This window comes from Variovorax sp. GW821-FHT09D07 (assembly GCF_059416345.1).
In genome coordinates, this window is the sequence record NZ_JBWKOY010000001.1 from 216,154 (window position 1) to 242,345 (window position 26,192).

Annotated in this window: 25 protein-coding genes; 13 read left to right on the forward strand and 12 right to left on the reverse strand. The window is 70.1% G+C overall.

All coding sequences use genetic code 11. The annotated features are described in order from the left end of the window. Positions 1 to 22 precede the first annotated feature (22 nt). From fabG to AC07OX_RS01020, 10 genes are read right to left on the reverse strand one after another with little or no spacing between them, the layout of a single operon-like run. Positions 23 to 754, reverse strand: coding sequence for a 3-oxoacyl-ACP reductase FabG (gene fabG, locus AC07OX_RS00975; protein ID WP_062471225.1), 732 nt, complete (start codon positions 752 to 754; stop codon positions 23 to 25). Further along, positions 751 to 1,224: a hotdog family protein gene (locus AC07OX_RS00980; RefSeq protein WP_495262497.1), complete on the reverse strand. Its 474-nt coding sequence runs from the start codon at positions 1,222 to 1,224 to the stop codon at positions 751 to 753. Before AC07OX_RS00980 ends, fabG begins: the two co-directional genes overlap by 4 nt. Beyond that, entirely contained in the window at positions 1,221 to 1,991 is a 771-nt protein-coding gene (locus AC07OX_RS00985; protein ID WP_492726855.1) for a class I SAM-dependent methyltransferase, read from the reverse strand. The genes AC07OX_RS00980 and AC07OX_RS00985 overlap by 4 nt, the downstream gene beginning before the upstream one ends. After that, on the reverse strand, positions 1,988 to 2,851 hold the full coding sequence (locus AC07OX_RS00990) for a polysaccharide deacetylase family protein (protein ID WP_495263336.1): 864 nt from the start codon (positions 2,849 to 2,851) through the stop codon (positions 1,988 to 1,990). Before AC07OX_RS00990 ends, AC07OX_RS00985 begins: the two co-directional genes overlap by 4 nt. Next, entirely contained in the window at positions 2,851 to 5,256 is a 2,406-nt protein-coding gene (locus AC07OX_RS00995; RefSeq protein ID WP_495262499.1) for an MMPL family transporter, read from the reverse strand. Before AC07OX_RS00995 ends, AC07OX_RS00990 begins: the two co-directional genes overlap by 1 nt. After that, a complete protein-coding gene (locus AC07OX_RS01000; RefSeq protein WP_495265722.1) occupies positions 5,253 to 5,888 on the reverse strand; it encodes a LolA-related protein in 636 nt (211 codons plus the stop codon). Before AC07OX_RS01000 ends, AC07OX_RS00995 begins: the two co-directional genes overlap by 4 nt. Further along, positions 5,860 to 6,870, reverse strand: coding sequence for a lysophospholipid acyltransferase family protein (locus AC07OX_RS01005; protein ID WP_495262500.1), 1,011 nt, complete (start codon positions 6,868 to 6,870; stop codon positions 5,860 to 5,862). The genes AC07OX_RS01000 and AC07OX_RS01005 overlap by 29 nt, the downstream gene beginning before the upstream one ends. Beyond that, positions 6,867 to 8,582 (reverse strand): AMP-binding protein, encoded by a 1,716-nt coding sequence (locus AC07OX_RS01010; protein ID WP_495262501.1) that lies wholly within the window; start codon positions 8,580 to 8,582, stop codon positions 6,867 to 6,869. The genes AC07OX_RS01005 and AC07OX_RS01010 overlap by 4 nt, the downstream gene beginning before the upstream one ends. 16 nt (positions 8,583 to 8,598) lie before the next feature. After that, positions 8,599 to 9,243 (reverse strand): COG4648 family protein, encoded by a 645-nt coding sequence (locus AC07OX_RS01015; RefSeq protein ID WP_070060740.1) that lies wholly within the window; start codon positions 9,241 to 9,243, stop codon positions 8,599 to 8,601. A 3-nt stretch (positions 9,244 to 9,246) separates the two neighbouring features. After that, the gene (locus tag AC07OX_RS01020) at positions 9,247 to 9,558 is read right to left on the reverse strand and encodes a phosphopantetheine-binding protein (protein WP_062482694.1); all 312 of its coding nucleotides are present in this window, start codon (positions 9,556 to 9,558) and stop codon (positions 9,247 to 9,249) included. 102 nt (positions 9,559 to 9,660) lie between these two features. Between AC07OX_RS01020 and AC07OX_RS01025 the strand changes: the two genes are divergently transcribed. After that, positions 9,661 to 11,172, forward strand: a complete 1,512-nt coding sequence (locus tag AC07OX_RS01025; RefSeq protein WP_495262502.1) for a helicase HerA-like C-terminal domain-containing protein — start codon at positions 9,661 to 9,663, stop codon at positions 11,170 to 11,172. Positions 11,173 to 11,182: 10 nt separating this feature from the next. Here AC07OX_RS01025 and AC07OX_RS01030 read toward each other — a convergent pair whose 3' ends face one another. Then, a complete protein-coding gene (locus AC07OX_RS01030; protein WP_495262503.1) occupies positions 11,183 to 11,824 on the reverse strand; it encodes an NrsF family protein in 642 nt (213 codons plus the stop codon). Continuing rightward, the gene (locus tag AC07OX_RS01035) at positions 11,821 to 12,405 is read right to left on the reverse strand and encodes a sigma-70 family RNA polymerase sigma factor (protein ID WP_062477750.1); all 585 of its coding nucleotides are present in this window, start codon (positions 12,403 to 12,405) and stop codon (positions 11,821 to 11,823) included. Before AC07OX_RS01035 ends, AC07OX_RS01030 begins: the two co-directional genes overlap by 4 nt. 86 nt (positions 12,406 to 12,491) lie before the next feature. Here AC07OX_RS01035 and AC07OX_RS01040 point away from each other — a divergent pair, with 86 nt between their 5' ends. The 12 genes from AC07OX_RS01040 (at position 12,492) to AC07OX_RS01095 (ending at position 26,192) form a co-directional block, all read left to right on the forward strand. Then, entirely contained in the window at positions 12,492 to 12,911 is a 420-nt protein-coding gene (locus AC07OX_RS01040) for a hypothetical protein (protein ID WP_495262504.1), read from the forward strand. Between the two features lie 14 nt (positions 12,912 to 12,925). After that, positions 12,926 to 13,393 (forward strand): DUF6152 family protein, encoded by a 468-nt coding sequence (locus tag AC07OX_RS01045; RefSeq protein WP_495262505.1) that lies wholly within the window; start codon positions 12,926 to 12,928, stop codon positions 13,391 to 13,393. Positions 13,394 to 13,475: 82 nt separating this feature from the next. Then, the gene (locus AC07OX_RS01050) at positions 13,476 to 14,801 is read left to right on the forward strand and encodes a GTP cyclohydrolase II (RefSeq protein ID WP_062477758.1); all 1,326 of its coding nucleotides are present in this window, start codon (positions 13,476 to 13,478) and stop codon (positions 14,799 to 14,801) included. Continuing rightward, a complete protein-coding gene (locus tag AC07OX_RS01055) occupies positions 14,798 to 16,195 on the forward strand; it encodes a URC4/urg3 family protein (RefSeq protein ID WP_495262506.1) in 1,398 nt (465 codons plus the stop codon). The genes AC07OX_RS01050 and AC07OX_RS01055 overlap by 4 nt, the downstream gene beginning before the upstream one ends. A 50-nt stretch (positions 16,196 to 16,245) precedes the next feature. Next, entirely contained in the window at positions 16,246 to 16,875 is a 630-nt protein-coding gene (upp, locus tag AC07OX_RS01060) for a uracil phosphoribosyltransferase (protein WP_062477764.1), read from the forward strand. 184 nt (positions 16,876 to 17,059) lie between these two features. Next, positions 17,060 to 18,061: a BMP family protein gene (locus AC07OX_RS01065; RefSeq protein WP_495262507.1), complete on the forward strand. Its 1,002-nt coding sequence runs from the start codon at positions 17,060 to 17,062 to the stop codon at positions 18,059 to 18,061. A gap of 33 nt (positions 18,062 to 18,094) precedes the next feature. Beyond that, positions 18,095 to 20,914: a polysaccharide deacetylase family protein gene (locus AC07OX_RS01070; RefSeq protein WP_495262508.1), complete on the forward strand. Its 2,820-nt coding sequence runs from the start codon at positions 18,095 to 18,097 to the stop codon at positions 20,912 to 20,914. Next, positions 20,914 to 21,885, forward strand: a complete 972-nt coding sequence (locus AC07OX_RS01075) for a 5'-methylthioadenosine/S-adenosylhomocysteine nucleosidase (RefSeq protein WP_217493452.1) — start codon at positions 20,914 to 20,916, stop codon at positions 21,883 to 21,885. Before AC07OX_RS01070 ends, AC07OX_RS01075 begins: the two co-directional genes overlap by 1 nt. Beyond that, positions 21,876 to 22,622 (forward strand): alpha/beta fold hydrolase, encoded by a 747-nt coding sequence (locus tag AC07OX_RS01080; RefSeq protein ID WP_495262509.1) that lies wholly within the window; start codon positions 21,876 to 21,878, stop codon positions 22,620 to 22,622. Before AC07OX_RS01075 ends, AC07OX_RS01080 begins: the two co-directional genes overlap by 10 nt. Further along, entirely contained in the window at positions 22,619 to 24,208 is a 1,590-nt protein-coding gene (locus AC07OX_RS01085; RefSeq protein ID WP_495262510.1) for an ABC transporter ATP-binding protein, read from the forward strand. Before AC07OX_RS01080 ends, AC07OX_RS01085 begins: the two co-directional genes overlap by 4 nt. Further along, complete coding sequence (locus AC07OX_RS01090) at positions 24,208 to 25,272, forward strand: ABC transporter permease (RefSeq protein WP_495262575.1); 1,065 nt, start codon at positions 24,208 to 24,210, stop codon at positions 25,270 to 25,272. Before AC07OX_RS01085 ends, AC07OX_RS01090 begins: the two co-directional genes overlap by 1 nt. Beyond that, on the forward strand, positions 25,269 to 26,192 hold the full coding sequence (locus AC07OX_RS01095; RefSeq protein WP_495262511.1) for an ABC transporter permease: 924 nt from the start codon (positions 25,269 to 25,271) through the stop codon (positions 26,190 to 26,192). The genes AC07OX_RS01090 and AC07OX_RS01095 overlap by 4 nt, the downstream gene beginning before the upstream one ends.

Genomic DNA, 26,192 nt, shown 5'->3' on the forward strand with positions numbered 1-26,192 from the left:
GGAAGAACGAAGCAGCCGGGCCTCAGATCATTCCGCCGTTGATCGAGATCACCTGACCCGTGATGTACGCGGCTTCATCGCCTGCCAGGAACGCTGCCAGCGCCGCCACTTCCTGCGGTGTTCCGGCACGCTTCACGGGCACCATCTGATTGATGAGCGCGGGATCGAACACCGCATCGGCCATCGGCGAGGCGATGATCCCCGGCGCGATCGCGTTCACGGTCACGCCGCGCGACGCCACTTCGAGCGACAGCGCCTTGGTCGCACTGTTCAGCGCGCCCTTGGCTGCGGCGTAGTTCACTTGCCCCTTGTTCCCCGCGATGGCGGCGACGGACGAGATGTTCAGCACGCGACCCCAGCGGGTGCGCATCATCGGCAGCAGCAGCGGCTGGGTCACGCGGAAGAATCCGTTCAGCGACACGTCGATCACCTTGTGCCATTGCTCCGCGCGCATGCCGGGCAGCACGGCGTCGTCGTGCACGCCGGCGTTGTTGACGAGGATCTGCACTGCGCCGCCTTCGAGGATGCGTGCGCAGCCGGCCGCGCAGGCCTCGTCGCTGCGCAGATCGAACACGTGGCATTCCGCCTTGCCGCCGGCGGCGGTGATCGACGCGGCCAGTTGCTCGATGGCCTCGGGCCGCGAGTTAGCATGCAGTAGCACGGTGGCGCCGTCGCGTGCAAAACGCTCCGCCATGGCCGCGCCGAGCGCCCCGCTTGCGCCGGTGATCAGTGTGCGTTTTCCTTCGAAACTCATGACGGTGTGCTTCCCATGTCCGCCAGCGGCGTGTTCAAGACCACCACGGCCCGGCCCTCGGCCAGCAGGCGGCCGTCGTCGGCCGCCACCGTGAATTCATACAAGACCTGCCGGTCGTCGCCGGACAGGCGCTTCGCGCGCACCTGCAACGCCCCGGCGATGTCGTCCAGCCGCGCCACCGCCAGCTTCACGTTGCGCGCGCTGGCCAGGAAGCCGGCCGACGGTGTGCTGCCCTCGACGGCCAGCAGGCCGCCGTGCAGCGCCATGGCCTGCGCCGCGTACTCGATGGCGTTGGGCGCGAGCAGGCCGCTCTCGGTGCGCAGCGGGTTGTCCGCCTGGCTGTGCGTCGTGGTGCTGCAATGGATCGATTCGGCGTCCCAGCCTTCGAGGCGCTCCAGCAGGCACATGCTGCCGCTGTGCGGAATGCGCGCGGCGATGCCCGCGCGGTCGAGCGTCTGCGGTGCCGTCAAGCGGCAGTCTCCAGGTCGGCCACCAGCAGCACGTTGGCAAAGGGCGTGCCTTCGCTCATCGGCATGCTCTGCACGCGGAAACCCAGGCGCTGCAGCACGGCGATCCACTCGGCCAGCGGGCGGCCCCAGGTCGGCGAGACCTTGTGGCCGCGGATGCGCGTCACGGTGCGATCGACCCACTGGCTGATCGCGAAACCGCGCGTGCTCGACGCGTCGCCCACGCGCAGCAGCAGGCGCGCCTTCGGGTTGCCGCCACGGCGCAGCGCGTCGCGCACGCGGGTCAAGACGCCCTCCTGCGCGGCGAGGTCCACGTAGTGCAGCACGTCGAGGATCACGACCAGGTCGCAGTCGGGCAAGGCGGCCGAGCACATGTCGGCGCACACCAGCCGCGGCGTCGGCTTCAGGTGGCCGACCGACGCCTCGGCGCGCGCCACATCCTTCGGCATCAGTTCGATGCCCGTGTAGTCCGCGGCGGCCGGCGTGGCGGCCCATGAAGCGGGCCAGCGTCCTTGCTGCTGCATCGTGCTCATCGACGCCAGCAGGCTCACGAAAAGGCCCTGCCCGCAGCCGATGTCGACCACGCGCCGGTGCTGCGCGTCGATCAGGCCGCGTTCGAGCAGGCCGCGGAACACCGGGTCGCGCCCGAGCTTGCCGCGCGCGAACTGCCAAGCGAAGGTACCGCCCTTCTTGTAGGGGACGGTCGCGGCTTCATGCAGCTCACGCCAGGCTTGGTCGGTGGTCATCGTCGATGGCATCACGGCGCTCATGCGGTCTTCAATCCTTCAGGCAGGGTCACGGCGCGCAATCCATCGGTGCGCAGGCGTTGGAGCAACAAGGGCAGGACTTCCAGCAAGACGGGTTGCCCCGCCGCGGTGCGCGCGGCATTGCCGTCGTGCAGCAGCAGGATGTCGCGTGCCTGCAGGTGGCGGGCGAGGCGCGCCATCACCTTGGCAGCGTCGCCTTCGCGGGTGTCGAAACCGCGCCGCGTCCAGCTCACGAGCGAGAGGCCGAGGCGGTGCAGCACGGGTTCGAGGAAAGGGTTGCGCAGGCCGGCGGGCGCGCGGAAACAGGTCGGGCGCTGGCCGGTCACGTCGGTCAGGATGTCCTGCGCGCGCGTGATCTCCGCCGCAAAGCCGCGCGGGCCGAGGAAGGAGAAGTTGTGGCGATGCCGCGCGGTGTGGTTCTGGATGCTGTGGCCGCGCGCGACGATCTCGCGCGCCAGTGCGGGATGCGCCAGCACGCGCTCGGCGATGCAGAAGAAGGTGGCGCGCTGGCCGTGGGCGTCCAGCAGGTCGAGCACGCGGGGCGTGACCTCGGGCTCGGGCCCGTCGTCGATGGTGATCGCCACCTCGCGACGCGCAGCGGCGGCCTCGGGCAGACGCGTGACGTTCGGGCCGAGCAGGTTGCTGCGCGGCGTGAGCCCGGCGCCGGTGATCAGCGCATGGTTCAGCACCACCGCGCCGAGGGCCCAGGGCCATGCGCCCGGCACCAGCACGCCTGCGCCCAGCGCCGCCACATGCACGGCCGCGCTGGCGCGCATGGCCGGCGGCCAGGGCCAGGACTCGGAGGCGGCAGAACCAGTGGAAGGGACGGAAGGCGACGACATGGTGGGTCCGGATTTTCCCATCAGCGCGGACGCTGCGGGCTCGGGCCCTTCCCGGGCGCCACGTTGCGCGCGAACGCGGCCGACAGCAGCAGCGCCAGCAAGGCGCCCGGCGCGACCACGCGGCCGATGGACGACAGCGCCGGAATGTCCGAGATCGCGATCAGCCCGAACGACACCACCGTCGTGAGGTTGGCCAGCATCAGCGAGGCCAGCGTGTCTTCGTCGGCGCGCCCGGTCGTGCGCAGCTGGTCGAAGAAGAGCGCGTAGTTCGATCCCACGGCGACGATCAGCAGCAGCCCCACGAGGTGCAGGATGCCGAGCGCCGCCTGCGCCAGCGCCATGCCACCCAGCGTGAGCACCACAGCGAACAGCAGCGGCTGGCACACGGCCAGCAGCCGGCGCCACGAGCGCAGGTACACGCCCAACAGCACCACCACCGCCAGCGCGCCGAGCAGCACCTGCACGAAGGCCTCGTGCAGGTAGCGCTGGTAGAGGCCGCCGAGCTCGCGGCCGACGTCCACCACCTGCACTTCGGGCAGACCGGCCAGCGCCTCCTCGAGGCGCCCCTGTTCGAAGCCCGGGCCGGGATGCAGCACGACCAGCGTGGACCAGCCACCACCCGGTCGCTCGTACATCAGCGTGTTGACCACGGAGCCCAGCGGGCCGCCCATGAGGTCGGCGCGCTGCACAGGCGCTTGCTTGCGCGCAGCCTCCACGTCGGCCACGAAGGGTCCGAGGCGCGATGCCGGCAGCGGCAGGCCCTTGGTCGCCTCGGCCAGGTTGGCACGCAGCGTGTCGGCGTCGGGCAGGCTGGCCTGGCGCGCCGTTTGCGCGGCCACGCTGGGCAGCACGCGGGTCACGGCTTCGTAGCCGCTGAGCTCGCCCTTGTCGACCAATGCATCGAGGCGCGCGGCCGCGGCCTCGGTGTGGCGCAGTGCGGCCTGTTCGTCGTCGCCGAAGGCCACCACGAGCACGCCGCCGTCGCTGGCGCCGATGTCCTTGCGCAGCATCTCGTCGAGCTGCTGGGCCGAGCGCGGCACGGGGCTCATCGCGCTCAGGTCGGCGCGCCACAGGTGGCCGCCCTGCCACAGCACCAGCGCGAGCGCCGCCACGCCGAGCGCCGCCAGCGGCCAGCGCAGGCGCGGCAGGCCGCGCACCAGCAGGCCGGCCAGGCGCGCCATGTGCCGGCGCATGCCCATGCCGGTCGCGCCATCGGGTGCCAGCACGGGCAGCACGTAGCGCGTGGCGAGCGCGGCCGACACCAGTCCGGCGATCGAGAACACGCCCAGCTGCGCCAGCCCCGGAAAGCCCGAGAACACCAGCGCCGCAAAGCCGCACACGGAGGTCAGCAGGCCCAGCCGCACAGTAGGCCAATGCACCTCGCGCCAGCGCTGCCAGCCGGTGCCGGCCACGGCCGCGCCGCGCGCCTGGATCAGGTAGTAGATGGCGTAGTCGACCGTCTCGCCGATCAGCGTGCTGCCGAAGCCCAGCGTGAGCCCGTGCACCGAGCCGAACACGAGGCTGACCGACGCGGTGCCCACCACCACGCCCGTGGCCACCGGCAGGAAGGCGATGACCAGCGCACGCGGCGAGGCAAAGGCCAGCAGCAGCAGCACGCTCATCACGATGCCGCCCACCACCGCGAGGTGGATGGCTTCGGTCTTGATCTTTTCGCGGCTCATGACCGAGAACACGGGTGGCCCGCTCAACAACAGCCTGGGCGCAGCCTCGCCCATGCCGCGTGCGGCGGCTTCATAGGCAGCCTGCACACGGGCGATGGCGACGGCCTGCGCATCGAGGTCGCCGCCGGCCGCGCGCGTGGTGGCGATCATGAGCGCACGCGGCGCCTCGCGCGACATCCAGACGCCGGCCTCACTGCGCGGTGCGCTGGCCGGCACCAGCTCCATCGCGATGCGCTGGGTCTCGCCCGTCGGATCGCTGTCGAGCAAGGGCTTGATCGCGTTGCCGGCCGGCGTGCCGAGCATCGACAGCGTGTCGACGATGGCCTCGCGCAACCCTTCGGCCGTGAACTGCCCCGGCATCACGCCGGACGAGAGCTGGTAGCGGTGCTGGAACACCCAGGTGCCGGCCTCGCTCCAGTCGCTCACGTCGCCGTTCTGCACCAGGTCGAAGAGCTGGCTCTCGCGCATCGCCTTGCCGACGGCACGCGAGACCTCAGCGCGCTGCGCGACGCTGCCGCCCTCGAAACCCAGCATCAGCGTGCGCGAGGCGACGCCGCTTTGCAGCTGCTCGATGAGCACGCGCTGGCGCAGGTCAGGGCTCTTGGGAAGAAAGGCCGACAGGTCGGCGCCGATCTGGGTGCGCGCGATGACGACCGCGCCCAGGGCCACGACCAAGAGCCACGCCAGCAGAACGACGATGCGGCGCGACCACCCCGGCGGCCCGCCCGCCTGCGCCAGGCTCACGGCGTCGCGCGCCCGGGAGCGCCGGCCGGTACCGCCGACGGCGGCGCATTGGGCGAGATGTGCATGACCGAACGGTCACCGCCCACGAACTCCATCTCCAGCCCCAGCACCTCGCTGTTGCGGCCGGTGATGCGCATGCTGCGCACCTGCGCGGCCAGCCGGCTGTCGTTGGGCGTGAGGTCGAGCGTCCACTTGCCGGCGGCGCCGGTCACAGTGCTCTTGAAGTAGCGCTGCAGCGTGGCGCCGTCGCCACTCAGCGTGCCGCGCATGGCTTCGACCAGGCCCAGCAGCTCGGGCATGCTGTCCAGCGCCAGCGTGCGGTTGCGGTTGCCGCGCGACAGGGTCAGCGTGTTGCCGTCGACGGACATGGTCTCGATGCGCGGCGACAGCGTGCGGCGCACCAGCTTGTCGGGCGCCTCGAAGCTCAGCGTGCCGCTCGCGTCGAGCGGGCCTTCGAGGCCGTGCACGAAGCGCTGCTCGGTGAAGCGCGCCTCGCCGCTCTTCTGCCGGGCCAGCAGGCCCATCAGTTCGGGCAGGTCGAACGCCGCCCAGGCCGGCGCGGCACAGAAAGCCACCGCCAGCACCACCACCCTGCAAAGCCGATCAAGCCGCATCTTCGAGCCAGAAATCATGAAAATTGAACCAGTTGTACGGGTAGGCGCGGCACAGCGCCTCCAGGCGGGCCACATAGGCTTCGACCGCGCTTCGGATGCGGCGTTCACGCTCCGCGGCGTCGACGAACGGCGTGCCGAAGTCGGCCAGCGGATCGAACCGGACATCGTAGCGGGCACCGCCGCCGTACATGCCGGCCATGAAGAACACCTTGCGGCGCAGCAGCGCCGCCAGCCGGAACGGGCCGTCGTTGAAGACGGCCGGCTGCCCCAGGAAGGGCAGCACGATGTTGTTGCCGCGCTGGTGCGCCGGCTGCTCCTCGCTGCCCGGCAAGGTGCGGTCGGCCAGCATACCGCCCAGGCCGCCGCCGTCGAGCCAGTCGCGCAGCGCGAGCATCGAATGCGGCCGGCCCAGCGCGATCACGTGGGGCCGCATCTCGGGCAGCGCGATGGCGTTCAGGATGGCGGTGATGCGCTGCGCGTTGTCCGGGTACATCAGCATCGCCAGCCGCATGCGGTTCTGGTGCTTTTGCTGCTTGCAGGCGCCGAGCACCTCGAAGCTGCCGATGTGGGCGCCGAGCAGGAAAGCGCCCCGCCCTTCGGCCGCCTCGGCCTCGATCGGGCCGTTGCCTTCGATCTTCAGCTTGAACAGGTCCATGCGCCCGCGCAGGAAGTACACGCGGTCGAGCACGGTGGAGGAAAACGCGTGCAGCAGGCGGTAGCCGTCGACCCAGCCCGCGCGCGGGCCGATGGCCCTGAACAGGTAGCGCTTGATGTAGCGGCGCGGTGCCGGCGCGAACAGCAGGAAATACAGGCTGATCGGCGGCAGCAGCAGCCGCGTGACGTGCCGTCCGCACACCAGCGCCATGAGGCAGATGAAGCGCAGCGCCAGCATGTTGCTGCGCTCGGGCGCGCGCGCCCAGTCGCCCTGCTGGGCCGCCGGGCGGGCAGTCTGCCGCGCCGCTTCGTCCACGGCGCGCGTTTCGGCGTCGGTGTGCTTCATCCCGCCGACTCTGGCACAGCCGTCCAGCGGCCGGTGACAGCCGCCACGCCGTCACAGCGCACGTCGAAACGCACGCCGCGGCCGGTGCCGGCCTCGGGATGCAGCTCGATGGACAGCGTGCTGCCGGGTCGCACGGGCGCCAGGAACTTGGCGGCCGCCAGCGTCGGGCTCGGGCCGAGCCGTGCCGACAGCGCCGGCACGCGCCGCACGACTTCCATGACTTCGGCCAGCAGCAGCGCGCCGGGCACCAGTGGCTGGCCGGGGAAATGACCGGCAAAGGCCGGATGGTCGACCGGCACCGTGTGCGCCATCTGCACCGGCGTCTGGTCGTCGGCCAGCTGCGCCAGCGCAAATTCGCGCAGCGCCCGCACCGTGAGCTTGCCCGTGCCTTCGCGCGGGAAGGCCTTGACCTGCACCACGCGGCGCGGCACGAACACGGGCTCCAGGCGTTGCCGCAGTGCAGCAATGATGTCCGCCGCCGACAGCGTGGGCGCGACCACGAACGCCACCGGCCGCACCACGCCGTCGGCCACCTCGTCGGGCAGCCAGAAGGCGCCGTCGTCGACGCCGGCGATGCTGTTGAGGTGGTAGTTCAGATGGGCGAGCGAACTGCGCCGGCCAGCGACGTGGATCAGGTCGTTGGCGCGGCCGAACAGGCGAAAGCGCCGTGCATCGAGCAGCTCGAGCACGTCGGCCATCGGCGTCGGCTCGGGAATGAAGTCGCCGCTGAAGATGAAGCGCTCGGGGCCGTCGCCCTCCCCCGATTCCGCATGCACGCGGATCTCGCCGAAGGTTTCCCAGATTTCGCTCTCGGTCGTGCGGCGCGTGGCCACCTGGCCCGATTCGGTGCTGCCGTAGATTTCGAGCAGCACGCCGCCCAGCGCCTGCTCGGCCTGCGCGGCCAGTTGCGGCGACAGCGGCGCGGTGGCCGACAGGATCAGGTCGACCGGCGGCAGCTCGATGCCCGACAGCAGCAGCGTCTTCAGGTGGAACGGCGTGGTCACCAGCGCGCGCGGACGCGGCACCGAGGCCAGCGCCTTCGCGACGTCGGCCGGAAAGAACGGCCGCCCGGTTTCGAACGCGGCCCCACCGAGCATCGCGAGCAGCACCGACGACTCCAGGCCGTAGCTGTGCTGCACCGGCACGGTCGCCACCAGCGTGAGCCCTTCGAGCGTGGGCCGCTGCAGCACGCGGCACAGCCGCTCGACCGCCACTTCGACGTCGCCGACCAGCGTGCGCCAGGCCTTGGCATGCGGTTGCGGCACGCCGGTGGAACCCGATGTGAGCAGGCTGGCCGCATGCCGGCCGCCATCGATGGCGGGCACGGGCGCATCGCCGGCCGGGCCGGGCACGGCCTCGACCTGCAGGCGTCGCATGCCGGGCGTCTCGAGCTTGGCGTCGTCGGTCAGCGCGAACAGGTGGGCGCCGCCGGTTTCGGTCAGGCGCGCCAGCGTGTCCGGCCGCGCATCGGGCGGCAGCAGGCTGGCGTGGCCGCGCACCAGCGCGGCGCCCAGGCTCACGGCGAAGGCGTAGCGATCGAGGCAGAGGTTGACGGCAGGCCCCTCGGCAGGCAGTGCGGGCGCGAGGCGCGCGACGTCGGCCAGGAACTGCCGCGTGCTCACCGGCTGGCCGGCGCGCCAGGCCAGGGGCGCATCGGGATTGCGGTCCGCGAGCAGCGGCAGGAAGGAAGAAGAAGCGGTGTCGGGGGTCACACGGGCTGCGCCTGTTTCATTGGCCGCCAGCGCCGTTGTCCACCGTCGAGGTGCCGTAGAACGCGCGCACCGCATCGACCAGTCGCGTGCGTTCGAATTCGGGATGCAGGCGGTAGCGCACGAGGTGCTCGCCCACGAAAAGCAGCGCCACGCTCAGCGGCGACAGCACGTTGGCCAGCAGCGACCAGGCCGAGAACGGCATCGTCAGGTAGACCACGATCGACGAGACCACCACCACGGCGAAATACACCGTCCACACCTGCGTCAGGTGCGTCGTGTACGACAGCATGTGCCCCTTCAGCGGGTGCACGCGTTGCGCGAACTGGGTGATCAGCGGCAGGCCCTTGCCACGCAGCGTCGAGCCGAACCAGCCGCACAAGGCGCCGTTGATGCCGATGTGCTGCAGCACGTACAGGCGGTTCGTGTCGCCCGCCTCACCGAGGAAGACGAGCGAGAAGCCGCCGATGCCCAGCGCCGCCGCAATGGCCAGGCCCCAGCGGCCGAACCAGCTGGCGGCGCAGCCCATGGCCGCGATCCACAACGGCCCGAGCAACACCACCACAGCCCAGGGCTCGGTGGCGTGGAACAGCGTCATCCAGTGGGAGAGGCCGGCATACGTGACCCCTACCAGCAGCAGGAGTACGAGTCGCCATCGGGACATGGATCAGGTGGCGCTGCGGTGCTCGGCGACGTGGGTCGCGAGCGTACGCAGCGACTGGAAGATCTGCTGGTTGCGCTCGTCGTCCGAGCGCAGCTGGAAACCGTAGCGGCGCGAGACTTCGAGCGCGACTTCGAGGATGTCGATGGAGTCGAGGCCCAGACCTTCGCCGTACAGCGGGTCGGTGGGAACGATCTCTTCAGGTGCGACCTCGAGATTGAGCGCGTTCACGAGCAACACGGCCAGCTCTTTTTCGATCGGCGACTGTTCGGATGCATCGCCAGTGGCGGGAATGGGGGGCTGAGCAGTCGATGACAAAAAAACCTCCTGAACTTTTTTCCTGAACGACCGTGCGGGGTCGTGAATTATAGGAGTGGCGGTTGATTAGACTGCGCGCTTCGATACGACCCGGAGCGCCCCATGGCCGACCCCCTTCTGATCGCACGCCACGACACCATCGAGTGCACCCTCCTGCCCGGCCTGGCCAACCGCCATGGCCTGATCACCGGCGCCACCGGCACCGGCAAGACCGTCTCGCTCCAGACCATCGCCGAACAACTGTCGAACATCGGCGTGCCGGTGTTCATGGCCGACGTCAAGGGCGACCTGACCGGCATCAGCCAGAAAGGCAGCGTCGGCGAAAAACTGGCCGCCACGCTCAAGGAACGCGGCATCGAGGTGCCCGAGCCGGCCGCCTGCCCCGTCACGCTGTGGGACGTGTTCGGCGAACAGGGCCATCCGGTGCGCGCCACAGTGTCCGACATGGGCCCGCTGCTGCTGGGCCGCATGCTCGACGTGAACGAAACCCAGGCCGGCGTGCTGAACCTGGTGTTCAAGATCGCCGACGACAGCGGCATGCTGCTGCTCGACCTGAAGGACCTGCGCGCCATGCTGCAGTACGTGGGCGAGAACGCGAGCCAGTTCACCACCGAGTACGGCAACATCAGCGCCGCCAGCGTGGGCGCGATCCAGCGCGGCCTGCTGCAGATCGAGACCCAGGGTGGCGACAAGTTCTTCGGCGAGCCGATGCTCAACATCACCGACTTCATGCAGACGGTGGGCGGCAAGGGGGTGGTGAACATCCTGGCGGCCGACAAGCTCATGAACTCGCCGCGCCTGTACGCCACCTTCCTGCTGTGGATGCTGTCGGAACTGTTCGAGCAGCTGCCCGAAATCGGCGACCCCGAGAAGCCGAAGCTGGCCTTCTTCTTCGACGAGGCCCACCTGCTGTTCAACGAGGCGCCCAAGGCGCTGGTCGAACGCATCGAACTGGTGGTGCGGCTGGTGCGCTCCAAGGGCGTCGGCGTGTATTTCGTCACGCAAAACCCGCTGGACATTCCCGATTCGGTGCTGGCCCAGCTGGGCAACCGGGTGCAGCACGCGCTGCGTGCCTTCACGCCGCGCGACCAGAAGGCCGTGAAGGCCGCCGCCAGCACCATGCGCCAGAAGCCCGGCCTGGACATCGAGACCGCCATCACCGAACTCGCCGTGGGCGAGGCGCTGGTGAGCTTCCTGGACGCCAAGGGCCGCCCGAGCATCACCGAGCGCGTGTACGTGCTGCCGCCGGGCAGCCAGCTCGGGCCGATCACGCCCGAGCAGCGCAAGGCGCTGATCGCGGGCTCGCTGGTGGCCGGCGTGTACGAAAAGACGGTCGACCGCGAATCGGCCTACGAAAAGCTCAAGGGTCGCGCCGAGAGCGCCCCCGATGCGCCGGCCGCGGGCGCCAAGGGCGGAGCCGCCGCGGAAGAATCGTCCGGCATGAGCGGCATGCTCAACGACATGCTCTTCGGCAGCACCGGCCCGCGCGGCGGCAAGCGCGACGGCCTCGTGCAGACCATGGCCAAGTCGGCGGTGCGCACCATGGGCACGTCGGTGGGCAAGGAGATCCTGCGCGGCGTGCTGGGCGGGATCTTCGGCAGCAAGAAGCGCTGAAGCAGCGCCGTTACCAGCGCAGCAGGCGCGGTCCCAGCACCGCGCCCAGCAGCACCGGCACCGCGATCCCGCTCACGTACCAGACCGCGAGGAACGGCGCGGTCAGCTCCATGCAGTGCAGCGCGTAGACCGACGCGCCCACGCCGCCGGCCAGTGCGCCGGCCGCGGCCCCGGCCAGCGCGGGCCGCGTCGGGGCCAGCCCCCGCAGCGCCACGAAGGTGGCCGCGAACACCGGCAGCGCCATGAAGCCGATGCTCAGGGCGCAGATGCGCCACGACTGGCCCATCAGCAAGGGCATGCGCTCCTCGATCGGCACCGAGAACCAGACGAACGCCGCCAGCCCCCAGATCCCCAGCACGGGCAGCACCCCGCCCCACCACGCGTGGCGCATCCGCACGCCAGGCCGGGCCAGCCGCTGCACCGTCACAAAGGCCGCCGCCGCGATGCACAGCGGAAACAGCACCTTGACCCAGAACATCGGCCAGAACATCGCCTGCACCAGGTCGGGCCGCAGCCCGTACTCGCCGAACAGGATCACGAAGGACAGCGGCAGCGCGGCCAGCACCGCCAGCCCGATGCGCCCACTCGCGCTGCGCCGCGGCACCGCCACCTCGCCGGCGGCCAGCAGGTTCACGAGGTCGTCGGTCTTCATGGCGCGGCGCCTCCCCCGAATTTCGCGGCCAGGGCCTTCAGGCCCCGGTGGATGCCGACCTTCACCGCCGACTCCGACATGCCCGTGAGGCTGGCCGTCTCGGCCACCGACAGGCCTTCGATCTTCACGTGCACGATGGGCAGGCGCTGGCGTTCGGGCAGGGTCTGCAGCAGCCCGCCGAGGTCGCGCTTCGCATCGCTGGCCTCGGTGGCCGACGCGGCGAACACGGCCAGGTCGTCGTCCAGCGGGTCATGCAGGTCTTCGCGGACCGACTTGGCGCGCAGCAGGTCGATCATCTTGTAGCGCGCAATGGCATGCACCCAGGCCGTCAGCGGCTGGTCGCTCTGGTAGGTGTGGCGCTGGTTGTGCATGGCGAGCAGGCATTCCTGGACGAGGTCTTCCACTTCATCGGGCCAGCCGAACAGGCGCTTGCCCAGAAAAGCGCGCAGGTGCGCGCTCAGTTTCTGCAGGAACTCGCGGTACGCGCCGGCGTCGCCATCGAGGCCGCGAAGGAACAGGCGGCGCAAGGCCGCTTCCGCGTCGCTCGGTGTCGTCCTGCTGCCTACGGTGTTTCGTGCCATCGGGCCGGCCGGTTACAGCCTGGTGAAAAAAGATTGCAAGGGATTGTGCCGCGCCCCCAGGGCGAGGCTTAGGCTAAGCTGCGCCGATGCTGGCCGGACTCGTCTCGCACCCCTGGGCCTACCCGGCGCTGGAGGCGGCGCACATCGTGGGCATCGCGCTGTTGTTCGGCAGCCTGCTGGTGTTCGAGCTGCGCGCCCTCGGCCTGGCCCGCGAGCTGCCGGCGCCGCTGCTGGCGCGCCTCACACTGCGCCCCGCCCTGCTGGGCTTCGGCCTGTGCGCACTGACCGGCCTGACCATGTTCGCGAGCCAGCCGGGCGAGTTGCTGAACAACACGGCCTTTCGCGTCAAGCTGCTGCTGATCCTGCTGGCCGGCCTTAACGCCGCCTGGTTCCACCTGCGCGGCGACCTCGGCGGGCAGAGCGGATTCGCCAGGTTTCAATGCCTCCTGTCTTTGGGGTTTTGGCTCGCTGTCATCATCTGCGGGCGCTGGATTGCCTATGTCTGACCAAGGAGAACGCGATGCTGCATCGACGCATGTTCGTGACCGGTTCGATCGCACTGGCCCTGCCCGCCTGGGCCCACCACGGCTGGAGCAGTTTTGACCAGGAGCGCCCGCTGTACCTGGAGGGCCGCGCCACCAAGGTGAGCTGGCGCAACCCGCACGGCGAGCTGGAGATCGAGCTGCCCGAGAACCTCGCGCTGCCGCCCGACCTGAAGCAGCGGCCGCTGCCGAAGCAAAGCGCCACGGTCGACGGCGCGGCGCTGCTGGCCAAGGCGCAGTTGCCGACGCGGCGCGACCGCAAGTGGCAGATCGAGCTGGCCCCGCTCACGCGGCTGCAGGCCTGGGGCGTCGAGGAGATCAAGCCCGGCACGCCGGTGGCGGTGCTCGGCTTCACCTTCACGGGAGAGAGAGGCGACGCGGTGCTGCGCGCCGAGTACCTGTTCGTGCACGGCAAGACCTACGGCCTGCGCTCGTCGCCTGCCTGAAAGCCAGTGCGGCCAGGCCGCGCGGGCCCTCGCTTGCCAGCCGCACAAGTGCTCGGTACATTGCATTTTTTGAGGGCCTCAAATGTCCGCAGACAGTACCGCGCTCCCTTCCGCCTTGCCGACCGCGACCGGTGCCAGCCCGGCGCAGAGCCCTCCGCTCCACCCCTCGTCCTCGACCGGCCACATCCGCCTGACCTCGCATGCCGGCGGCTTCGGCGCCCTGCCCATCCACTGGGGCGCGGCCACCGCCACCGAGCGCGGGCCCGTGGTCGGCACGACCACCAAGCGCGCGCACCGCAACGTGATCGGCACGCACAGCGGCTCGTACAGCGTGTACCGCGCGCTCGCCGTGGCGGCCGGTGCCCTGAAGCGCGAACACAAGGCCGACCTCACCAACACCGCGCCCACCGACGTCATCGGCCCGTATCCGCAGTGGAGCGAGCCCGGGCGCATCGTCTCGCTCGACCCCTGGGGCGCGCTGGTGGCCGACGTGTTCTCCACCGAACTCGCGGCCGGCTACGACATCCGCCCGACCATCGCGATCACCAAGGCCCACGTGATCCTGCCCGAGGTGATCGAGGCGCTGCAAAGCGGCCGCCTGAAGGCCGACGGCCACTTCCTCACCACGGGCGGCGCGGCCATGGTGACCAAGGCGGCCATCGAGCCCGTGTGGTACCTGCCCGAGGTGGCCCGCCGCTTCGGCTGCTCCGAAACCGACCTGCGCCGCACGCTCTTCGAAGAGACTGGCGGCATGTACCCCGAGCTGGTCACGCGCTCCGACCTGGAGGTGTTCCTGCCGCCCATCGGCGGGCAGACGCTCTACATCTTCGGCAACCCGCGCGACCTGGCCAATCCCGACGTGGAGCTCACCGCGCGCATCCACGACGAGTGCAATGGCTCCGACGTGTTCGGCTCCGACATCTGCACCTGCCGCCCCTACCTCACGCACGCCATCGAGGAATGCATCCAGGGCGCGCAGCGCGGCGGCGTGGGCCTCATCGCCTACTCGCGCAAGGAAGGCCGCGCGCTCGGCGAAGTGACCAAGTTCCTGGTCTACAACGCCCGCAAGCGCCAGGTCGGCGGCGACACGGCCGACCAGTATTTCGCGCGCACCGAGTGCGTGGCCGGCGTGCAGGACATGCGCTTCCAGGAGCTGATGCCCGACGTCTTCCACTGGCTGGGCATCAAGAAGATCCACCGCCTCGTGTCGATGAGCAACATGAAGTTCGACGCCATCACCGGCTCGGGCATCGAGATCGGCGAGCGCGTGAACATTCCCGACGAACTGATCCCGGCCGACGCCCGCGTCGAGATGGACGCCAAGATGGCGGCCGGCTACTTCACGCCCGGCCCGGTGCCGGACGCAGAGGAACTGAAAAAGGCCAAGGGCCGGGGATTGAGCGAATGAGCCGAAGCACCGACATCGACCTGCCCGCCGACGGTTCCGGCAGCCTGCGCCCCGGCGGCGCGGGCGCTGTCGATCCGTCGATCGAGTTCGCGCCCGACACCGCCCACCCGGCCGGCGCCGCCACCTTGCTGCGCACCACCACCGCCATCCGCCAGCGCGCGGGCGCCCTGCTGGCGCGCGCGCGCCGCGGCGAGTCGCAGTGGTTCCGCATCGGCAGCGACGACGCGCTCGAAGACGCGGCGCGCACCGTGGCCGAGGTCACGCGCGAGCGCTACCCCTGGGACACCATCCCGTACCACAGCCGCTGGCGCCACTTCGAGGCCGGCGGCGTCGACCGGCGCCTGCAGCTCGACGCGCTGCTCGGCAAGGGCCTCGACGCCCGCCAGCGCGCCCGCGCCCACATCGACCTCACGCTGGTGAGCGTGCTGCTCGACGCCGGTGCCGGCCCGACCTGGCACTACACCGAACCGGCCACCGGCCTGCGCTTCACGCGCTCCGAAGGCCTGGGCGTGGCGTGCTTCCATGCGTTCACCAGCGGGCTCTTCTCGTCCGACCCGAACCACCCGCTGCAGGCCGACGCGGCCGGCCTGCGCGGCCTCGTGACCGAGCGCCTGGGCGACGCCTTCCAGGTGAGCGAGGTCAATCCGCTGGTCGGCCTGGCCGGACGCGCGGTGCTGCTGCGCCGCCTGGGCGAGGCCATGAGCGAGCAGCCCGAGACCTTCGGCGACGACGGCCGGCCCGCCGGCCTTTTCGACGCGCTCGTGGCCCCGCTGGGCGCCGCCTCGCCGCCCACGGCCGAGATCACGGCGCACCAGATCCTGTCGCTGCTGCTCGACACGCTCTCGCACATCTGGCCCTCGGCCAACGCCATCGACAGCCTGGCGGCCGACGGCAGCGACAACGTCGGCGGCTCCGGCGACCCGGCCTTCGCGCTGGGCGACTGCTGGCGCCACAGCGCCGTCGCCGGCCCCGGGCTCACCAACGGCTGGATGCCGTTCCACAAGCTGTCGCAGTGGCTCACCTACTCGCTGCTCGAGCCCTTCGAGTGGGCCGGCGTGAAGGTGCGGCATCTCGACGCGCTCACCGCCCTGCCCGAGTACCGCAACGGCGGCCTGCTGATCGACAGCGGCGTGATCGTGCCGCGCGAGCCGGCCTTTCTCACCCGCCGCTGGAAGGCCGGCGACGAGTTCATCGTCGAATGGCGCGCCCTCACCGTGGCGCTGCTCGACGAAATCGCCCCGCGCGTGCGCAAGGTGCTCGACCGCACCGAGGAAGAGCTGCCCCTGGCCTGCGTGCTCGAAGGCGGCACCTGGGCCGCAGGCCGGGTGCTGGCACAGCGCTTGCGAAACGGTGCGCCACCGCTGCAGATCGAGAGCGACGGCACCGTCTTCTAGTCTTTTAGACTCTCCTGTTTTCCGCAACGGCACACCAAAAGAAGACTCCAATGAGCAACGTCCACCTCGTCGACCACCCCCTCGTCCAGCACAAGCTCACACTGATGCGCCGCAAGGACGCCTCCACCAACAGCTTTCGCCGGCTCTTGAACGAAATCAGCATGCTGATGGCCTACGAGGTCACGCGCGACATGCCGATGCAGGACATCGAGGTCGAGACCCCGCTGGAGACCATGCAGGCCAAGGTCATCGACGGCAAGAAGGTGGTGCTGGTGTCGATCCTGCGGGCCGGCACCGGCATCCTGGACGGCATGCTCACGGTGGTGCCGGGCGCGCGCGTCGGCCACATCGGCCTGTACCGCGACCCCAAGACGCTCACGGCCGTCGAGTACTACTTCAAGATGCCCGGCGAGATGGAGAACCGCGACGTGATAGTGGTCGACCCGATGCTGGCCACCGGCAACTCGGCCGTGGCCGCGGTCGAGCGGCTGAAGGAACTCAACCCCAAGTCGATCAAGTTCGTCTGCCTGCTGACCTGCCCCGAAGGCGTGAAGACGATGCAGACCGCGCACCCCGACGTGCCGATCTACACCGCCGCGATCGACCGCGAGCTGGACAGCCATGGCTACATCCTGCCCGGCCTCGGCGACGCCGGCGACCGCATCTTCGGCACGAAGTAAGGCTCGCCCCCAGGCTTCGCGCACTTCGTGTCGCTTCGCCAACCCCCTACCGGGGGCAACACCTGAGGCCCGGCGGAGCCGGTTCCTCGGTGTTTGCTGGAAGGGAGCCCGCCGCGAGGGCGGGCTCTGTTGGTGGGCATGGGGATTGCAGGGTGGTTCTTTTATTTCAATCGAGGAGAAGACCGTGACAGCACGCCGTCAATTGATCGTTCGTTCCATCGCCGTCGCCGCAGCGCTTGCGGCGGGCGCCCCGGGCCTTGCGCTCGCGCAGGCCAAGCTCAAGGTGGCTGCCGTGTACACGGTGCCGTTCGAGCAGCAATGGGTGGGCCGCATCCACAAGGCGCTGAAGGCGGCCGAGGCGCGTGGGGAGATCGAATACAAGGCGACCGAGAACGTGAGCAATGCCGACTACGAGCGCGTGATGCGCGAGTACGCCACGGGCGGCAACCAGCTGATCCTGGGCGAGGTGTTCGGGGTGGAAGCGGCGGCGCGCAAGGTCGCGAAAGACTTTCCCAAGGTGGCGTTCCTCATGGGCTCGTCGCTGAAGCCGCAGGCGCCCAACTTCTCGGTGTTCGACAACTACATCCAGGAGCCGGCGTACCTCAGCGGCATGGTCGCGGGCGGCATGACCAAGAGCAACCGCATCGGCATGGTCGGCGGCTTCCCGATTCCCGAGGTGAACCGGCTCATGAACGCGTTCATGGCGGGCGCGAAGGAAACGAACCCGAAGGTGGAGTTCAGCGTGAGCTTCATCAACAGCTGGTTCGACCCGCCGAAGGCCAAGGAAGCGGCCTTCGCGATGATCGACAAGGGCGCCGACATCATGTACGCCGAGCGCTTCGGCGTGTCGGACGCGGCCAAGGAAAAGGGCAAGCTCGCCATCGGCAACGTGATCGACACGCAGGCCCAGTACCCCGACACGGTGGTGGCCTCGGCGCTGTGGAACTTCGAGCCCTCGGCCGACCGCGCCATCAAGCTGGTGAAGGAAGGCAAGTTTGCCGCCGAAGACTACGGCGTGTACTCGCACATGAAGCACAAGGGCTCCGAGCTCGCGCCACTGGGCACCTTCGAGAAGAAGGTGCCGGCCGACGTCGTGGCCAAGGTGAAGGCGAAGCAGACCGACATCCTGGCCGGCAAGTTCACCGTGAAGGTGGACGACGCCCAGCCGAAGTCCACCGCCAAGTAACAAGCAGACAGACAAGCGAGCAGACCCGAACCCATGAAGCGTGCGCGATGGCAGACCGCAATCCATGGCGTGGCCATCGCGGCGTTGGCCGCCGGGCTCGCCGCCTGTCAACCTGAGCCGGCGGCCCCGGCCACCGCCCCGGCGGTCGAGGTGCCCGCATCGGCCGCCTCGGCACCCGCTGCCGCTGCGCCGCCGGTGGTCGCGGCACCGGTCGGCATTCCAGCCGCGCTGCAGGCGCGCGCCGACGCCCTGCTCGCCGCGCACCGCCAGATGATCGTGCTGATGACCGGCGAACGTGCGCTCGACGCGGCCGAGAAGCGCGCCGTCAGCGCCGTCGGGCAGCAGCTGTTCCACGAGATGCAGGAGCGCCAGCAGGCGCTGATCGCCCAGGCCGCGGACATGACGGACCCGGCTGCGGTGGCGGGCCTGAACGCGCTGCTGGACCGCATCGAGAGCGAGCCCAGCTGGTTCGACGCCGACCGGCTGGCGTTCAAGGAGTTCCTGTCCGAGCTGAGCACGCGCTACAGCCAGGCGCAGTCGCTGTCCGGGCTCAAGCTCGGCCGGCGCGCCAGCGAAGACCTGGCCGTGCTCGCCGAGATCGAGCAGGCCTACGACCGCGAGCTGAAAGACGTGTTCGGCCGCTTCGCGCAGCGCGGCATCGAGCCCAAGCGCGAGAAGTGGGCCGACTACGTGGCCAAGCTGCAGGGCCTGTACTCGCGCGAGCAGATCCTGAAAGACTTCGGCGCCATCGTTCCCTATACGCAGCCGCCGGGCGGCGCCAAGGAAAAGGACAGCGCGGACGCACGCGAGATCTTCGGCACCTCGCTGCCCGCCAAGACCGTCGTGCTCACCTTCGACGACGGCCCGCACGCCAAGCACACCGACGAGATCCTGGAGATACTGAAGCGCTACGACGCGCCCGCCATCTTCTTCCAGCTCGGGCGCAACCTGGGCAAGCTCGATGCACAGGGCAAGGCCCAGCTCAGCGCCACCGGCGCGGCGGCCAAGCGCGTGCTGGCCGCCGGCCACGTGCTCGCCAACCACAGCTTCAGCCACGGCATGATGGCCAAGATGACGGACGACGCGGTGCGCGTCGAAGCCAGCGAGACCGAAACGCTGCTCGATGCCACCGGCCGGCCGCAGTCCACCCTCTTTCGTTTTCCGTACGGCGCGCGCAACGAAGCCAAGCTGAGCACGGTCGAGGCGCTCAAGCTGCGCTCCATGATGTGGACCGTCGACTCCATGGACTGGGCCGACCCCGTGCCCAAGTCGATCGCCGACCGCGTGCTGGCCGAGGTCGACAAGGCCAAGCGCGGCGTCATCCTGTTCCACGACATCCAGGGCCGCACCGTGCAGGCCCTGCCCACGGTGCTCGACCAGCTGGTGGCCGACGGCTACCGTTTTGCCACCTGGCGCGACGGCAAGTTCGTCGTCAGCGCGTCGAAAAAGGCGGCGCCCGACGACGGCGTGGCCGCCACCTCGGGCGACACGCTCTACCGCGAAAGCCACGCGCTGGTGATCGGCATCGACAAGTACGCCAAGTGGCCCGGCCTGCACCACGCCGTGCCCGACGCCAAGGCGATGGAGCAAATACTCGTCACACGCTTCGGCTTCAAGCCCGAGAACATCACGGCGCTGTACGACGACCAGGCCACGCGCGCCAACATCCTGCGCGCCCTGAATGAAAAGCTGACCGACGGCAAGCGCGTGAAGCGCGACGACCGCGTGCTCGTGTTCTTTGCCGGCCATGGCAGCACCCGCAAGCTCGCGAGCGGGCGCGACGTCGGCTACATCGTGCCGGTCGACGCCACGCAGGACAACCTGCCCTCCGACGCCATCTCGATGCCGCAGTTGCAGGAGGTGGCCGAGGCGCTGTCGGCCAAGCACGTGCTGTTCCTCGTGGACGCCTGCTACTCGGGCCTGGGCCTCACGCGCGGCGGCGCGTCGCAGGGCAACAGGAATTTCCTGACCGACAACGCGCGCCGCATCGGCCGCCAGATGCTCACCGCCGGCGGCGCCGACCAGCAGGTGGCCGACGACGGCCCCGGCGGCCACTCGGTCTTCACCTGGACGATGCTGCAGGCGCTGTCGGGCAAGGCCGACCTGAACGGCGACAACGTCATCACCGGCACCGAGCTCGCGGCCTACGTGGCGCCGGCGGTCTCGGCCATCGCGCGGCAGACGCCGGCCTTCGGCAGCCTGCCGGGCTCGGAGGGCGGCGAGTTCGTGTTCGCGTTGCCCGTCGAGCGCGAAGGCCTCAGCGGCGACAGCCTGCAGCTCGACGCCGCTGCCAGCCAGGTCAACAAGCGCATCGATCAGGCCAACGAGCAGGCCGTGCATGCGGCCGCAACACCCAAGGCGGCCAAGGCCGGCCCGGCCGCCGTCGAGGTCGTGGTGAAGAACCTCGAAGGCGCCGACACCAAGCTGACCATGCCGGCCGCCGCGCCGCTCACGCCGCGCGTGGCCGCCCAGCGCGCCAACGACCGCGGCCTGCAGCTGTACCGCGAGCGCCGCTACGACGAAGCCGAAGCCGCCTTCACCGAGGCGCTGAAGCTGCAGCCGCGCTTTGCGCTCGCGGCCAACAACCTGGGCTTCGTGTACTTCAAGCGCGGCAAGCCGGTCGAGGCCGCGCGCTGGTTCGAGCAGGCCATCGACATGGACGGCAGCCGCGCCCTCGCCTACCTGAACCTGGGCGATGCCTACCTGCAGGCCGGCAACGACGCCAAGGCGCTCGCCGCCTACACCACCTTCGTCGGCCTGGCACCGAAGCACGCGCGCGTCGCCGCGCTGCAAGCCTGGATCGCCACGCCCGACGCCGCACACCGTCCCTCACTCCCGCCCACCAACTCCTGATGACCATGACGAACACTTCCTCGCTTCTCCAGCGCCTGCGCGGCCCGGTCCTGGCCGCCGCGCTCGGCCTCGTGCTGACGGGCTGCGTCGGCGTCTACAAGTCGGACGTCGTGAGCATCAACAGCAGCACGCGGCTGGACGACACGCCGCGCCTGGCCGTGATCTCGGCCTTCGAGCCCGAGCTCAAGCTGCTGCTCACGCGCCTGCAGGGCCCCCGCAAACACAGCGTGAACGGCGTCGAGTTCACAACCGGCACGCTCGAAGGCAAGCCCGTGGTGCTGTTCCTCTCGGGCATCAGCATGACGAACGCGACCATGAACACGCAGCTCGTGCTCAACCGCTTTCGCATCAGCGGCATCGTGTTCAGCGGCATCGCGGGCGGCGTGAACCCGTCGCTGCACGTGGGCGACGTGACGGTGCCGGCCCAGTGGGGCCAGTACCTCGAGGTGCTCATGGCGCGCGAGACCGCGCCCGGCAAGTACAGCGCGCCGCCCTTCATCACCGACGCCACGCTGCCCAACTTCGGCATGAACTTCCCGCGCCCGGTCGAGGTGCGTTCGGCCGCCAAGCCCGGCATCGAGCGCAAGTTCTGGTTCGCGGCCGATCCGAAGATGCTCGAGGTGGCGCGCAGCATCCGCAATGTCGACCTGGCGAACTGCGGCGCGGGCAAGTGCCTGCCGCGCAAGCCGCAGCTGGTGGTGGGCGGCAACGGCGTGTCGGGCCAGGCCTTCATGGACAACAAGGCCTACCGCGAATACACCTACAAGACCTTCCAGGCCAACGTGCTCGACATGGAAACCGCCGCCGTGGGCATGGTCGCCTACAGCAACGGCGTGCCCTACATCGCCTTCCGCTCGCTCAGCGACCTCGCGGGCGGCGGCGACGGCGAGAACGAGATGGGCACCTTCATGAGCATCGCGGCCGACAACTCGGCCAAGGTCATGCTGGCCTTCCTGGCCGCGTGGAAGTGACGGTGGCGCCCGGGCGCCTGCCTCGTCTTGTGTTGCTGCCGGGCATGGACGGCACCGGCGATCTCTTCGCGCCGCTGGCGCAGGCCCTGGGGCCGCAGGCCGCCATCGACGTCGTGCGCTACCCGGGCCGCCAGGTGCTGGGCTACGACGAACTCGAGCCGCTGGTGCGTGCGCAACTGCCGACGCAGCAGCCCTTCGTGCTGCTCGGCGAGTCGTTTTCCGGGCCGCTGGCCATCTCCCTCGCGGCCTCGCGCCCGCCGGGGCTGCGCGGCCTCATCCTGTGCTGCAGCTTCGCGCGCCGGCCCGCGCCCGGCCTGGCGCTGATGCGCGCGGGCCTGCTCGACCTGTCGATGCGCCTGCTGCATTCGAAGTTCATGCGCGCGCCGATGCGGCACCTGCTGCTGGGCGGCTCGGCGTCGCCGCACCTGTCGGACATGCTCCAGGCCTCGCTGAAGCAGGTGTCGGTCGCGGTCATGACCCACCGCATGAAGGAAGTGCAGCGCGTCGACGTGCGCGACAAGCTGCCGTTGGTGCGTGTGCCGGCGATGTACCTGCAGGCGCTGCAGGACCGCGTGGTGCCGCGCCGCGCGGTGGCCGCCATTCAGCGCGGGCTGTCGGCATTGCACCTGGTGCAGCTCGACGGCCCCCACGGCCTGCTGCAGGCCTCGCCCGCCGCCTCCGCCCGGGCCATCGAGAATTTCTGCCGCGACCTGCCGTCGCCACCTGTCTGCTCATGAACCCCACCGTGCTCCGCCTCCAGGGCATCACCAAGCGCTTCGGCCCGCTCGTGGCCAACGACGCCATCTCCCTCGACTTGCAGGCCGGCGAAGTGCTCGCGCTGCTCGGCGAGAACGGCGCCGGCAAGTCGACGCTGATGTCGATCCTGTTCGGCCACTACGTCGCCGACGAAGGCCGCATCGAAGTCTTCGGCTCGCCCCTGCCGCCCGGCAACCCCAAGGCCGCGCTGGCCGCCGGCGTGGGCATGGTGCACCAGCACTTCACGCTGGCCGACAACCTCAGCGTGCTCGACAACGTGACGATGGGCACCGAACCGCTGTGGCGCCCGGTCTCGCACCGTGCGGCGGCCCGTGCGCGGCTGCTCGAGGTGGCCCAGCGCTTCGGCCTGCCGGTGCAGCCTGACGCGACCATCGGCAGCCTCTCGGTCGGCGAGCGCCAGCGCGTGGAAATCCTGAAGGCGCTGTACCGCGGGGCGCGCATCCTGATCCTCGACGAACCCACGGCCGTGCTCACGCCGCAGGAGAGCGAAGCGCTCTTCGCCACGCTCGCGCAGATGGTGGCGCAAGGCCTGTCGGTGATCTTCATCAGCCACAAGCTCGGCGAGGTGCTGCGCGTGTCGCAGCGCATCGCGGTGCTGCGCGGCGGCAAGCTCGTGGCCGAGGCGCGCACGGTCGACACCACGCAGGCGCAGCTCGCGCTGTGGATGGTCGGCCATGCGGTCGAGGCGCCGCAACGCCGGCCCGCCAAATCGGTGGGCGACGCGGTCTGCGTGCTCGACCATGTGAGCACCGCATCGACCAAAGACGGCGGGCAGGACCGCCTGCGCGAGGTGTCGCTCACGCTGCGCGCCGGCGAAATCACCGCCATCGCAGGCGTCTCGGGCAACGGCCAGGTCGCGCTCGCCGAGCTGCTGAGCGGCACGCGCCGCACCGTCTCCGGCACTGCGCAATTCATGGGCCGTGCACTGCCGCCCTCGCCCGCCCGGCTGGTGCAGCGTGGCGTGGCGCGCATCCCCGAAGACCGGCACGCGGTCGGCGTGGTCGGCGACCTGCCGGTGTGGGAGAACGCCGTGTCCGAGCGGCTGCGCAGCCCTGTCTTTTCACGCTGGTCGTTCATCGTCCGGCGCGCCGCCGCGCGGCTGCACGCCCGGCGCATCGAGAAAGCCTTCGACGTGCGCGGCGCCGGCCTGATGTCGCCGGCCCGCTCGCTCTCGGGCGGCAACATGCAGAAACTGATCCTGGGGCGGGCGCTGCTGGCGCCTGAGCAAGTGGAACAAGACACCGACAACAAAAAATACCCGAACCGCGCCCCGCGCCTCATCGTGGCGCACCAGCCGACCTGGGGCCTGGACATCGGCGCCGTCGCCTACGTGCAGCAGCAGCTCATTGCCGCGCGCGATGCCGGCGCGGCGGTGCTGGTCATTTCCGACGACCTCGACGAAGTGCTCGCGCTCGGCGACCGTGTGGCCGTGATGCACGGCGGCCACCTCGGCGAAGCGCGCCCAGCCGCGGCCTGGACGCGCGAGGCCATCGGCCTGGCGATGGCCGGTGCCACGGCGCCGCAACGCCCGGGAGCCGCCGCATGATGCGCCTCGAACGACGCCACGAAAGCTCGCGCGCCGCGCTGGTGCTGGCCCCCATCGGCGCGGTCGTGTTCACGCTGCTGGTGAGCGCGCTGCTCGTGCGCTGGGCCGGCGCGCCGGTCGGGCGCACCTACGCGCTGCTGCTGCAGGGCGGCTTCGGCTCGGTGTTCGCATGGAGCGAGACGCTGACGCGGGCCATTCCGCTGATCCTCACCGGCCTGGCCGCCACGGTCGCGTTCAAGGCGCGGCTCTTCAACATCGGCGCCGAGGGGCAGCTGTTCGCGGGCGCGCTGGCTGCCGTGGCCGTGGGCGGCATGCACGGCGGCACCGGCTTCGAGTTGTCGCCGTGGGTGCTGTTCCCGTTGATGATGCTGGCCGCTGCGGTCGCGGGCGCCTTGATGCTGCTCGGCCCGGCGCTCATGAAGAACAAGCTCGGCGTCGACGAGGTCGTGACCACGCTGCTCATCAACTTCATCGTGCTGCTGGGCGTGTCGGCGCTGCTCGACGGGCCGATGAAAGACCCGACGGCGATGGGCTGGCCGCAGAGCGTGTCGCTGCAATCCGACCTCGAGCTGGGCAAGCTCATCGCGCAGACGCGCGTGCACACCGGGCTGCTGTGGGCCGTGTCGCTCGCGGTGATGGTGTGGGCGATCTTCAAGTACACGGTGCTGGGCTTCGACATCCGCGCGGTGGGCGCCAATGCCCGCGCCGCCGCCTTCGCCGGCGTGCCGGTGACGCGCACCGTGGTCATGGTGGCGCTGCTCTCGGGCGCGCTGGCCGGGCTGGCCGGCGCCATCGAGGTGGCGGGCCGCACGAGCTACGTCACGCTCGACATGTCGCCGGGCTACGGCTACACGGGCATCGTGATCGCGATGCTCGCCGGGCTGCATCCGCTGGGCGTGATCGCCGCCGGCGTGTTCGTGGCCGGCGTGCTGGTCGGCGCCGACACCATGAGCCGCGCCGTGGGCGTGCCGACCTACATCGCCGACGTGATCGTCGCGGCCTCGCTGATCGCGGTGCTGGTGGCCACGCTGCTCACGCAGTACCGCGTGCGGGTGACGAAATGACCGACCTGCTCGACATTCTTTCCAACCCCGCCTTCTGGGTCGCGGTGATGCGCATCGCCACGCCGCTCATCCTGGGCACGCTGGGCGTGCTGCTGTGCGAACGTGCGGGCGTGCTCAACCTGGGCATCGAGGGGATCATGGTCGCGGGCGCCTTCACCGGCTGGCTCGCGGTGTACGCCGGCGCGCCGCTGTGGGCCGGCGTCGGCGTGGCCGCGCTCACGGGCATGGTGTTCGGATTGCTGCACGCCTTCCTGACCGTCGGGCTCGCGCTGTCGCAGCACGTCTCGGGGCTGGGCATCACGCTGCTGGCCACGGCGCTGAGCTACTTCGGCTACCGCGTGAGCTTTCCGAAGGTGAACACACCGCCGACCATCACGCCCTTCGCGCCGATGGACTGGCTGCCCGTGCCCATCCTCGGCGCGCAGACCGCGCTCACGCTGTTCGCGCTGCTGCTGGTGCCGGCGGTGGCCTGGGTGCTGTACCGCACGCCGCTGGGCCTGGCGCTGCGCATGGTGGGCGAGAACCCGCAGGCGGCCGAGAGCCAGGGCGTGTCGGTCGCGGCCACGCGCACCGGTGCCATCGTGGCGGGTTCGGCGCTGATGGGTGTGGCGGGCGCCTTCCTCACGCTGTCGGCTTTCAACGCCTTCTTCTTCAACATGGTGAACGGGCGCGGCTGGATCTGCGTGGCGCTGGTGGTGTTCGCCTCGTGGCGGCCCGGCAAGGCCCTGCTCGGCGCGTTGCTGTTCGCCTTCTTCGACGCGCTGCAGCTGCGGCTGCAACAATCGGGCGATGCCGTGCTGCCTTACCAGCTGTACCTGATGCTGCCCTACCTGCTGTCGATCCTGGCGCTGGTGCTGGTGGCGCGCAAGGCCAGCTACCCGCAGGCGCTGATGAAACCCTACCGCAAGGGAGAACGCTGA